The 10,410-nt window shown below is 69.2% G+C and carries 11 protein-coding genes; 4 read left to right on the top strand and 7 right to left on the bottom strand.

Translation table 11 applies throughout. From position 1 onward, the window contains the following. Positions 1 to 10: 10 nt before the first annotated feature. The 3 genes from tpiA to gap form a co-directional block, all read right to left on the bottom strand. Complete coding sequence (gene tpiA, locus IPV09_RS11920) at positions 11 to 796, bottom strand: triose-phosphate isomerase (protein ID WP_370590307.1); 786 nt, start codon at positions 794 to 796, stop codon at positions 11 to 13. Beyond that, complete coding sequence (gene pgk, locus IPV09_RS11915; RefSeq protein WP_207475478.1) at positions 793 to 2,004, bottom strand: phosphoglycerate kinase; 1,212 nt, start codon at positions 2,002 to 2,004, stop codon at positions 793 to 795. Before pgk ends, tpiA begins: the two co-directional genes overlap by 4 nt. Positions 2,005 to 2,109: 105 nt before the next feature. After that, entirely contained in the window at positions 2,110 to 3,114 is a 1,005-nt protein-coding gene (gene gap, locus IPV09_RS11910; protein ID WP_207475477.1) for a type I glyceraldehyde-3-phosphate dehydrogenase, read from the bottom strand. 163 nt (positions 3,115 to 3,277) lie between these two features. Between gap and IPV09_RS11905 the strand changes: the two genes are divergently transcribed. Genes IPV09_RS11905 through IPV09_RS11895 form a run of 3 tightly spaced genes read left to right on the top strand, consistent with a single transcriptional unit; the run spans position 3,278 to position 4,940 of the window. Further along, positions 3,278 to 3,754, top strand: a complete 477-nt coding sequence (locus IPV09_RS11905; RefSeq protein WP_207475476.1) for a hypothetical protein — start codon at positions 3,278 to 3,280, stop codon at positions 3,752 to 3,754. After that, positions 3,751 to 4,194 carry a hypothetical protein gene (locus IPV09_RS11900; RefSeq protein ID WP_207475475.1) on the top strand — a complete coding sequence of 148 codons (444 nt, stop codon included), beginning with the start codon at positions 3,751 to 3,753 and terminating at the stop codon, positions 4,192 to 4,194. The genes IPV09_RS11905 and IPV09_RS11900 overlap by 4 nt, the downstream gene beginning before the upstream one ends. Further along, positions 4,191 to 4,940, top strand: coding sequence for a hypothetical protein (locus tag IPV09_RS11895; RefSeq protein WP_207475474.1), 750 nt, complete (start codon positions 4,191 to 4,193; stop codon positions 4,938 to 4,940). Before IPV09_RS11900 ends, IPV09_RS11895 begins: the two co-directional genes overlap by 4 nt. A 21-nt stretch (positions 4,941 to 4,961) precedes the next feature. Here the strand turns inward: IPV09_RS11895 and whiA are convergent, their stop codons facing one another. From whiA to uvrC, 4 genes are all read right to left on the bottom strand, one after another. Continuing rightward, positions 4,962 to 5,966: a DNA-binding protein WhiA gene (whiA, locus tag IPV09_RS11890; protein WP_207475473.1), complete on the bottom strand. Its 1,005-nt coding sequence runs from the start codon at positions 5,964 to 5,966 to the stop codon at positions 4,962 to 4,964. A gap of 82 nt (positions 5,967 to 6,048) precedes the next feature. Then, positions 6,049 to 6,999 (bottom strand): uridine diphosphate-N-acetylglucosamine-binding protein YvcK, encoded by a 951-nt coding sequence (gene yvcK, locus IPV09_RS11885; protein WP_207475472.1) that lies wholly within the window; start codon positions 6,997 to 6,999, stop codon positions 6,049 to 6,051. Continuing rightward, positions 6,996 to 7,844: an RNase adapter RapZ gene (gene rapZ, locus IPV09_RS11880; RefSeq protein WP_207475479.1), complete on the bottom strand. Its 849-nt coding sequence runs from the start codon at positions 7,842 to 7,844 to the stop codon at positions 6,996 to 6,998. The genes yvcK and rapZ overlap by 4 nt, the downstream gene beginning before the upstream one ends. 107 nt (positions 7,845 to 7,951) lie before the next feature. Beyond that, positions 7,952 to 9,928 carry an excinuclease ABC subunit UvrC gene (gene uvrC, locus IPV09_RS11875; RefSeq protein WP_207475471.1) on the bottom strand — a complete coding sequence of 659 codons (1,977 nt, stop codon included), beginning with the start codon at positions 9,926 to 9,928 and terminating at the stop codon, positions 7,952 to 7,954. A gap of 77 nt (positions 9,929 to 10,005) precedes the next feature. On the opposite strand from uvrC, the gene IPV09_RS11870 reads away from it, so the two are divergent. Beyond that, the gene (locus tag IPV09_RS11870; RefSeq protein WP_207475470.1) at positions 10,006 to 10,407 is read left to right on the top strand and encodes a Rieske (2Fe-2S) protein; all 402 of its coding nucleotides are present in this window, start codon (positions 10,006 to 10,008) and stop codon (positions 10,405 to 10,407) included. Positions 10,408 to 10,410: the final 3 nt, after the last annotated feature.

The following is a 10,410-nucleotide window of genomic DNA, read 5'->3' as shown; positions in this document are numbered from 1 at the left end:
AGGCGTCAGATCACGCGGGCAGCGCGTAGAAGCGCACGATGCCGGCGAACTCCTCGGGGTCGAGGCTCGCGCCCCCGACCAGGGCACCGTCCACGTCGGGCTGGGCCATGATCTGGGCGATGTTGGCGGCCTTGACCGAGCCGCCGTACTGGATGCGCACCGAGTCGGCCGTCTCCTGGTTGTACAGGGCCGCGATCTCGGCACGGATGGCGCCACAGACCTCCTGGGCATCCTCGGGGGTGGCGACCTCACCGGTGCCGATGGCCCAGACGGGTTCGTAGGCGATGACCAGGCTGCCGACCTGCGCCGACCCGATGCCCGCCAGCGTGCCACGCACCTGACCGAGGGTGTACTCGACCTGCTTGCCCTCCTTGCGGACGTCCAGGCCCTCACCGACGCAGATGATGGGCGTCATGCCGTGCTCGAGCACCTTCTTCGCCTTGGCGTTGATCAGCGCGTCGTCCTCGCCGTGGTACTCGCGACGCTCGGAGTGGCCGACGGCCACATAGGAGACGTTGAGCTTGGCCAGCATCTCGGCCGAGATCTCGCCGGTGTAGGCGCCCTTGTCATGGGCGGACACGTCCTGTGCGCCGTGGACGATGGGCAGCCGGTCGCCGTCGATGAGGGTCTGCACGGTGCGGATGTCGGTGAACGGGGTCAGCACGACGCACTCGGACTGCTCCGGGTCCCACTGCTTGTCATTCAGGGTCCAGGCCAGCTTCTGCACCAGACCGACGGCCTCAACATGGTTGAGGTTCATCTTCCAGTTGCCGGCCATGATCGGCTTGCGGGTCACTTGCTTTCCTCCAGAACAGTCAGACCCGGGAGCTCCTTGCCCTCCAGGTACTCCAACGAGGCTCCACCACCGGTGGAGATGTGGCCAAACGCTTCGTCCGCGAAGCCGAGTTCGCGCACCGCCGCAGCCGAGTCACCGCCACCGACGACCGAGAGGCCATCGACCTGGGTGAGCGCTTCGGCGACGGCCTTGGTGCCGTGCGAGAACTCCTCGATCTCGAAGACGCCCATGGGTCCGTTCCAGAACACCGTCCTGGCGCCGCGGATGACCTCGGCGAACTGCTGCTCGGACTCGGGGCCGATGTCCAGGCCCACCTTGCCGGCCGGGATGGCGTCGGCCGCGACGACCTCCACGTCACCCTGCGGGGTCTTGGCGGCGAAGTCGGCGCCGTCGGCAACGCGGATGTCGACGGGCAGGATGATCTGCTTGCCGGCGGCGGCCGCATCGTCCAGGTAGCGCTTGCAGGTCTCGACGTTGCTCTCGTCGACGATGGAGTTGCCGATCTCGTGGCCCTGGGCCTTGAGGAAGGTGAACAGCATCCCACCGCCGATCACCAGGGTGTCGGCGATCCTGAGCAGGTTGTCGATGACGCTGAGCTTGTCGGCGACCTTGGCGCCGCCCAGGACGACGACGAACGGGCGGGCCGGGTCCTTGGTGAGGGTGGCCAGGATGTCGGTCTCCTTCTTGACCAGGGTGCCGGCGGCGCTGGGCAGCAACTTGGCGACGTCGTAGACCGAGGCCTGCTTGCGGTGGACCACACCGAAGCCGTCGGAGATGAACACGTCACCGAAGGCCGCGTACTTGGCGGCCAGTTCGGCGCGCTCCGCCTCGTCCTTGGACTCCTCGGCAGGCTCGTAGCGAACGTTCTCGAGCAGGGCCACCTCACCGTCGGCCAGGGCGTTCACGGTCTGCTGGGCGGACTCGCCGACGACGTCAGCGGCCAGGGCAACCTTGGTGCCGAGCAGTTCACCCAATCGTGCGGCCACCGGGGCCAGCGAGTACTTGGGGTTGGGCTCGCCCTTGGGGCGACCGAGGTGCGCCATGACCGCGACCCGGGCACCGGCCTCACGCAGGGCGTTCAGGGTGGGCAGGGCGGCACGGATGCGACCGTCGTCGGTGATGGTCTCGCCGTCCAGCGGGACGTTGAAATCGCAGCGGATGACCACGCGCTTGCCGCGCAGGTCACCCAGATCGAGAACTGACTTCACAGCGAATGCCTTTCGTTCAGGACAGAATTCGTGGTGGGGCCACCGGCCCCGGGGACGACGAAGGGGTGGGGTGATCCACCCCACCCCTTCATTGACCGGGAGTGATCAGAGCTTGCCGGCGACGAGCGCGGTCAGGTCGACCAGACGGTTGGAGTAGCCCCACTCGTTGTCGTACCAGCCGACCACCTTCACCTGGTTGCCGATGACCTTGGTCAGGCCGGCATCGAAGATGCACGAGGCCGGGTCGGTCTCGATGTCCTTGGAGACGATGGGGTCCTCGGTGTAGGTCAGGATGCCCTTGAGCGGGCCCTCGGCAGCGGCCTTCACCAGTGCGTTGACCTCTTCGACGGTGGTCTCGCGGGGAGCCTCGAAGGTGAGGTCGGTGGCCGAACCGGTGGCAACCGGGACGCGCATGGCGTAGCCGTCGAACTTGCCCTTCAGCTCGGGCAGGACCAGGGCGACAGCCTGGGCAGCACCGGTCTTGGTGGGGACGATGTTCAGGGCGGCGGCGCGCGAACGACGCAGGTCGGAGTGAGGACCGTCCTGCAGGTTCTGGTCAGCGGTGTAGGCGTGAATGGTGGTCATCAGGCCCTTGTTGATGCCCAGGCCTTCGTTCAGCACCTTGGCCATGGGGGCCAGGCAGTTGGTGGTGCACGAGGCGTTGGAGATGATGTTGTGCTTGGCGGAGTCGTAGTCGGCGTCGTTGACACCCATGACCACGGTGAGGTCCTCGTTCTTGGCGGGGGCCGAGATCAGGACCTTCTTGGCGCCGGCGGTGATGTGCGCCTGGGCGGCCTCAGCGTTGGTGAAGCGGCCGGTCGACTCGATGACGATGTCGACACCGAGGTCGCCCCACGGCAGGTTCGCGGGATCCTTCTCCTCGAAGACCTTGATCTGCTTGCCGTCGACGGTGATGGACTCCGCGTCGAAGGTGATCTCACCGGGGAAGCGACCCAGGATGGAGTCGTACTTCAGCAGGTGGGCAAGGGTCTTGTTGTCAGTCAGGTCGTTGACGGCCACGACATCCAGGTCGGCACCCTGTGCCAGGAGTGCGCGGAAGTAGTTGCGGCCAATGCGGCCGAAGCCGTTGATTCCAACCTTGACGGTCATGGGTGATCTCCTTAAGAGCTCTTGGGTTGTGACCCAATCCTAACGAATCGGTCACAGGAGCGGGAACCCGGGGGGCTGTTCCTTTTCGGGGCCCCACCACAGCCCCACCGCGGGCCGTTCCGAACCGCCGCGCGATGACCCCACCGGCTCCTACTGTTCACCCATGAGCACACCAGAGCGCGGGTCGTCGGACGGTCAGGATCCCGTCGCGGACCCGTTCATCGACCACCCGGGCCGGGGTGGGGTCGACGACCCCACTATCTGGCTCGCCTCGTTCCTGGCCGAGGCCGAGCAGATGGCGGCCCGCGCCGAGGCCGCCCAGCAGGCGATGAGCGAGCAGTCGAGCACCGTCGAGAACCGCCTGATGCGGATGACCATGGGGCCCTCGGGCCAGATCACCCAGCTCGTGTTCTCGGCCTCGGCCAATGCCGCCACCGCTGCGCAGCTCACGGAGTCCTTCCAGGAACTGCACACCCGGGCGGCTGCCACCACGACCCGCGAGACCCTGAGGATCATGTCCACCCTGGTGCCCACCGACGACCCCTCGATCCAGGCCATCGCCGACGCGGTGTCCCCCGAGGTGCGTGAGCAGATGGCCATCGACGAGGCGTCCGAGGACGACCCGGGGGCGGACCGATGAGCACCCACCGCGACGCGACCCACACCTACAGCCAGCCCCACACCTACAGCCAGCCGACGGGCGGGCCGGTGACCGCCGCGTGGGAGGCTGGGACCGCCACCGGGCAGCCGGGGACCATCACCTGGGAACTGGGCGAGTTCGAGAACCACCTGGTGCGTCTGGCCCGGGTGCACGAGGCCGTGCTGACCAGCACCCAGCAGAGCATCGACGCCGTGGCGACCACCAGGGACGCCTACGGAATCCTGTTCGGGTGGGCGATCATGCCGTTCCTCGGCGAGGTGTCCGACGGCACCGTCGACTTCGCCGAGGAACTCGCCGACGCAGTCGACAGCAGCCGGCAGGCCATGCGGATGACCCTGGCCGCCTACCACGACCGCGAGAGCGACAATGCCGCGGCCAGCAACATCCTGCATGCCGAGACCAGCCGGGAGCTCCAATGAGCGACAACCAGCTCGCTGCCCTGTTCTCCACGGCCGCCACCGTGCTCGGTGACGGGTCGCTGGACGCCGACGACATTCCAGCCCTGGGCAGTGCGGGGCTCGGTTTCCTGGGGGTGGACGTGGACGCCGCCGGTGCGGCCGGCCAGTCCCCGCTGGGGCAACTGCTGCAGCTGGTGGTCAGCAGGATCGACTTCCTCGCCCAACCGTTGGCGAAGCTGCTGGGCAGCGCCGAGCTGGTGGCGCAGCAGTCCCAGGACTGGCTGGCAGTCGCCCAGAGCTTCACCGACGCCGGGCAGGACTACGCCGGGGGTGCCGCCGACCTGCCGAACTGGTCCGGCAGCGGCGCCGGGGAATACCGGCAGATTCGCGAGGCCGCCACCCGCATCTTTCCCGCGGCGGCGCAGGGCGCCCAGTCGATGTCGGTGCTGGTGGTCAGGGCCGGCGAGATGGTGGCCGAGGTGCGCGCCATCATCTGGGACATCCTGGCCGAGTTCCTGGGCAATGTGATCAGTTCGGCGCTGTCGGCGCTGGCGGCGGCGGTGCCGTCCTTCGGCGCGTCGATCGCCGCCTTCGCCGCCTGGTTCCTGGGCAGCTCCGCCAGCCTGGCCCAGAGATTCGTCCAGATGCTGCAGCGCCTGCTGAAGGCGGCCGCCGATTTTGGCCGGGTCCTCGGCGAGGAGGCCCGCAAGCTGCAGGAGGCCGGCACGCTGATGGGCCAGGTGCAGCGGGGACTGGCCACGGCCTAGCGGGGCATCACACCTGGCCCCTCAGCTGGTCTGCTGGTCCTCGGCGTCGTCCAGCATCGCCATGGTCAGGTGGGCCTCGGTGCCGGGGATGCCCTGCTCTTCGGCGACCTTGTCGGCGGTGGCGAGCAATCGGCGGATGCGACCGGCCACGGCGTCCTTGGTGAGGGGCGGCTCGTGGGCCTGGCCGAGTTCCTCCAGGCTGGCATTGCGGTGCTCGAGCCGCAGTCGTCCGGCGGCCAGCAGGTGGTCAGGGATGTCGTCGCCCAGGATTTCCAGGGCCCGCTCGACCCGTGACGAGGCGGCCACCGCGGCGCGGGCGGACCGGCGCAGGTTCGCGTCGTCGAAGTTGGCCAGCCGGTTGGCCGATGCCCGCACCTCGCGACGCATCCGGCGTTCCTCCCACGCCATCATCGTCTCGTGGGCACCCAACTGGGCCAGCAGTTGCGAGATGACCTCGCCGTCGCGGATCACCACGCGGTCGACGCCCCGCACCTCGCGGGACTTGGCGCTGATGCCAATCCGGCGTCCGGCGCCGACCAGGGCGAGGGCGGCTTCACTGTTGGGTGCGGTGACCTCCAGGGACATGGAACGGCCGGGTTCGGTGAGCGACCCGTGGGCCAGGAAGGCTCCCCGCCAGACCGCCACCTGGCAGCAACTGCCGGCGCCGACCACCGCCGAGGGCAGGCCCCGGGCGGGGCGTCCCTTGGAGTCGACCAGCCCCGTCTGGCGGGCCAGGGAGGCACCCTCCTGGACGACGCGGACGGTGTACCGGGTGCCCTTGCGCAGACCGGCGCCCTGGATCACGAGCATCTCCGAGTCGAGTCCGTAGACCTCGAGGATGCCCGTGCGCAGTCGCCGGGCCGCCGCTCCTGTGTCGAGCTCGCACTCGATCACCAGATGCCCGCCCCCGACAATGTGGATGCCTCCACCGAATCGCAGCATGGAGACGATCTCGGCTCGTCGACAGCACGGTTTGGTGACCTTGATGGTGCACAGTTCCGACTTCACCATGGGGGTCATCGCCATGAGGAGCATCCTCCCACATCCCCGGGCAGTACCGAAGGCCCCTCGGGGACACGGCATCCCAGCCCCGTGTCCGCCCGATGCGTTAGCGCTCCATGAGCTCCTGGAAGACCGTCGCCAGCCGCAGGGGGTCGTGGCGCGGGCTGCCGTCGCGCATGGCCACGTCGGCCACCACCAGTTCTGCCCCGAAGGACTCCGCGAATGCCCGCAGGTGACGGTCGTTCGCCGTCGAACTCTGGTCGACCACCACGTGGTCGAGGCGCAGCTCCGGTGCGTGGTCAGCCAGCAGCTCGAGGTGGCGTGAGGCGGTGTACCCGGCGGTCTCGTCGGCGGGACGAAGGTTCAGGGTCAGGATGCGCCGCGCCGCGGTGGTGGTGATGGCCTCGTACAGTTCGGGCACCAGCAGGTGCGGCATCACCGAGGTGAACCACGAACCGGGCCCCAGCACGACGAAGTCGCTCTCGCCGATGGCCTGCACCGACTCAGGGCAGGCGGGGGCGTCCGACGGCACCAGCCGCACGTGCTGCACCTGGCCGCGAGTCTTGGCGATGGTGGCCTGACCGGCCAGGGTGCACACCTCGTCGGGGCTGACCGGGTCCAGTCCCAGCACCTCGGCCTCGATGCCCAGCGGCACCGTGGACATGGGCAGCACCCGGCCGCGCGAGTTGAGCAGGTCACCCACCATGCTGAGTCCCTCGACGGGGTTGCCCAGCTGCTGCCAGGCGCCGACGATCAACAGGTTTCCGATGGCGTGGCCGCCCAGCGGCCCGTCACCCGGGAACCGGGTCTGCAGGATCTGCGCCCAGGTGCGTCCGGCGTGGTCGTCACCGCACAGCGCGGCCAGCGCCATCCGGAGGTCGCCCGGGGGCAGCCCCCCGAACTCGGCGCGGATCCGGCCCGAGGAGCCGCCATCGTCGGCGACGGTGACCACGGCCGTCAGCCGGTCGGTCAAGCGCCGCAGCGCGGCCAGGGACGCGGACAGCCCGTGGCCCCCGCCCAGCGCAGTGACCACCGGCAGCCGGCGAAGGCTGCTCATTCCAGCCCCAGGTCCCGGTGGATGACGCCGACGTGGTAGCCGGCCGACGACAGGCGTTGGGCCAGTTCCTCCGACATGGCCGTCGACCGGTGTTTGCCGCCGGTGCAGCCGACGGCGATGGTCAGCTGCCGCTTGCCCTCGCGCACGTAGCCGGGCGCCATCGTCGCCATCAATGCCTCGAGTTGGTCGAGGAACTCCAGTGCGCCGGGCTGGGCCAGCACGTAGGAGCTGACCGGCTCGGACAGTCCCGTCATGGGGCGCAGGTCGGGAACCCAGTACGGGTTGGGCAGGAACCGCACGTCGAAGACCAGGTCGGCGTCGATCGGCAGGCCGTTCTTGAACCCGAACGACAGGATCGCGATGCGCACCATCTGGTCGCCCTCACCGCCGTAGGCGTGGGCCACCCGACTGCCGAGCTGGTGCACGGTCAGGTTCGAGGTGTCGATGACCATGTCGGCGATGGCCCGCAGCGTCGACAGCAGCCGACGCTCCTTCACGATGGCCTCGACCAGGCGACCGTCGCCCTGCAGCGGCAACGGTCGACGCGACGACTCCTGGCGTTTCACGATCACCGCATCGGTGGCCTCCAGGAACAGCACCTCGGGGCGGATCCCGCGGGTGTCGAGCAGCCGCTCCATCTGCGGCATCTGCTCCACCAGGGCCGCGGAGCGGACGTCGAGGATGACGGCGACCTTGCTGATGTTGTTGGCGCGCGCGATCTCGATCAGGTGCGGGATCATCAGCGCCGGCAGGTTGTCGACGACGTACCAGCCCAGGTCCTCCATGGTGTGGGCCGCCGTGCGGCGGCCAGCACCGGACATGCCAGTGATGATCACCAACCGCATCGGCACCTCGGCGGGCGTGGTGGGGGCGGGGGCGGAAGGCTGGCTGGGCGAGGTCGTCACGGCTCCATTATGGCCAGACCCGACCTGCCGGGGTGGCAGGCGCGGGGTCAGGTCTCGATCAGCTCACCGGTGGCGGTGTTCAGCGCCATGCCCGGCGACTGGTCGGCCAGGGCGTCATGGACGGCCATGGCCAGGGTGGGCCCGAAGCCCGGCACCTGGGCAATGTCGTCGGCGCTGGCGGTCCGCAGCTTCTTCATCGACCCGAAGTAGGTGACCAGCGCCTTGCGCCGCACCTCACCCAGCCCGGGCACGTCGTCCAGGGCGGACTGCAGCATGGCGGCGCTGCGGCGACCGCGGTGGTGGGTGATGGCGAACCGGTGGGCCTCGTCACGCAGGCGTTGCAGCAGATAGAGACCCTCGCTGCTGCGGGGCAGGATGACGGGCAGCTCGTCGCCGGGAACCCACACCTCTTCGAGCCGCTTGGCCAGGCCGCACAGGGCGATGTCGGTGACGCCGAGCTCGTCCATGGCCCGCTGGGCGGCGGCCACCTGGGGCTGGCCGCCGTCGACCACGATCATGGCCGGGGCGTAGGCGAAGCGTCGCGGGGCACCGGTGGTGGCGTCGACCAGCACCGGACCGTCGGTGGCCTCGGCGGCCATCGAGGCCCGGTCGTCCAGCAGCCGCTTGAGGCGCCGGGTGATCACCTCGTGCATGGCGCGCACGTCGTCGGAGCCCTCGAAGCTGCGGATGATGAAACGCCGGTACTCCGACTTGCGGGGCAGGCCGTCCTCGAAGACGACCATGGACCCGACCACCTCCTGCCCCTGGGTGTGGGAGATGTCGAAGCATTCGATGCGCAGCGGCGGTTCGGGCAGGTCGAGTGCGGCCTGCACCTCTTCCAGCGCCCGGTTGCGGGTGGTCAGGTCGCTGGCGCGCTTCATCTTGTGCTGGGCCAGGGCCTGGGCGGCGTTGCGGGCGACGGTGTCCATCAGGGTCGCCTTGTCGCCGCGCTGCGGGGTGCGGATGGTCACCCTGCTGCCGCGCACGCCGCTGAGCAGGTCGGCCATCACCTCACCGGAGGTGGGCAGTTCGGGGACGAGGATTTCCCGTGGGATGGCGGAGGCCTCACCGGCCTGGGTGGTGGCGTCGGCGTCGGCGTAGAACTGCAGCAAGAAGGCCTCGACCAGGTCACCGAGGGTGCCGTCGTCGGCCCGATCGGCAATCCAGCCGCGCTCCCCGCGAATCCGGCCGCCGCGGACGTGGAAGATCTGCAGCGACACCTCCAACGGGTCCTCGGCAATGGCGATCACGTCAGCGTCGGTGCCGTCGGACAGCACGATGGCGTTCTTCTCGGTGGCCTGGCGCAGCGCCACCAGCGAGTCCCGCACGACCGCCGCTCTCTCGAACTCGAGGTTGTCGGAGGCCTGCTGCATGTCGCGTTCCAGTCGCCGGGTCAGCTGCTGGGTGCGCCCGGACATGAAGGTGCAGAAGTCGTCAACCAGACCGCGGTGGTCCTCGGGGCTGATCCAGTCCACGCAGGGCGCCGAGCACTTCCCGATGTGGGCGAGCAGGCAGGGCCGTCCGCTGGCCCTGGCCGAGTTGAAGACCCCCGGCGAGCAGGAACGCATGGGGAAGACCCGCAGCAGCAGGTCAACGGTTTCGCGGATGGCCCAGGCCTGGCCGAACGGCCCGAAGTAGCGGTTGCCCTTCTTCTTCTTCCCGCGGCCGACGTAGACCCGCGGCACCTCCTCCGACCAGGTCACGCACAGCCAGGGATAGGACTTGTCGTCGCGGTACTTGACGTTGAATCGCGGGTCGTACTGCTGAATCCAGGTGTACTCGAGTTGCAGCGACTCCAGTTCGTTCTGGACGACGGTCCACTCCACCTTGGCGGCGGTGCGCACCATCGTCTGGGTGCGGAAGTGCAGCCCGGCGGGGTCGGCGAAGTAGGAGTTCAGGCGCTGGCGCAGGTTCTTCGCCTTGCCGACGTAGAGCACCGTTCCGTGGCTGTCCATGAAGCGGTAGACGCCCGGGTCGGTGGGAATCGTGCCCGGCGCCGGACGGTAGGTGGACGGATCAGCCATGGCCACGAGTCTAGGTCGTGGCTGTGACAACTAGGCTGGGGCCGTGCCACCCCGGCCAGCGACGAAAGGGCATCGCCATGACTCCAGACCGCCGAGCGTTCCTGACGGTTTCACTGGCGGCCGCGGCCGTGGGCCTGGCCGGATGCTCCGGCGACAACTCCGCGGCCCCGAGCATCAATGACCCGCAGCAGCCCCTCACCCTTCCCGTGGCCGACGTGCCCAGCGGTGGCGGCGTCATCCTCAAGGGCCGCGGCGTCGTGGTGACCCAGCCCAGCGACGGCGACTTCCGCGCCTTCAGCGCCATCTGCCCCCACCAGGGCTGTGAGGTGACCGCCGTCGTCGAGGCCGACATCGTGTGTGGGTGCCACGGTTCCCGCTTCGGCCTGGCCGACGGCGCCCTGAAGAAGGGGCCGGCGACCCGTGGCCTCGACCCGGCCACCGTCACCCGCGCCGGGGACACCCTCACCGTCACCCCCTGACCA

The sequence above is a fragment of the Tessaracoccus sp. SD287 genome (assembly GCF_017355265.1).
Lineage (GTDB): Bacteria > Actinomycetota > Actinomycetes > Propionibacteriales > Propionibacteriaceae > Aestuariimicrobium.
The sequence above is the reverse complement of the archived record's forward strand: the minus strand, read 5'-3'. Positions and strand labels throughout refer to the sequence as shown.

Coding starts and splice junctions, on each gene's coding strand:
- gap (WP_207475477.1), bottom strand. CDS start 3,114: ATGACCGTCAAGGTTGGAATCAACGGCTTCGGCCGCATTGGCCGCAAC.
- IPV09_RS11905 (WP_207475476.1), top strand. CDS start 3,278: ATGAGCACACCAGAGCGCGGGTCGTCGGACGGTCAGGATCCCGTCGCG.
- IPV09_RS11900 (WP_207475475.1), top strand. CDS start 3,751: ATGAGCACCCACCGCGACGCGACCCACACCTACAGCCAGCCCCACACC.
- IPV09_RS11895 (WP_207475474.1), top strand. CDS start 4,191: ATGAGCGACAACCAGCTCGCTGCCCTGTTCTCCACGGCCGCCACCGTG.
- whiA (WP_207475473.1), bottom strand. CDS start 5,966: ATGGCGATGACCCCCATGGTGAAGTCGGAACTGTGCACCATCAAGGTC.
- yvcK (WP_207475472.1), bottom strand. CDS start 6,999: ATGAGCAGCCTTCGCCGGCTGCCGGTGGTCACTGCGCTGGGCGGGGGC.
- rapZ (WP_207475479.1), bottom strand. CDS start 7,844: ATGCGGTTGGTGATCATCACTGGCATGTCCGGTGCTGGCCGCCGCACG.
- uvrC (WP_207475471.1), bottom strand. CDS start 9,928: ATGGCTGATCCGTCCACCTACCGTCCGGCGCCGGGCACGATTCCCACC.
- IPV09_RS11870 (WP_207475470.1), top strand. CDS start 10,006: ATGACTCCAGACCGCCGAGCGTTCCTGACGGTTTCACTGGCGGCCGCG.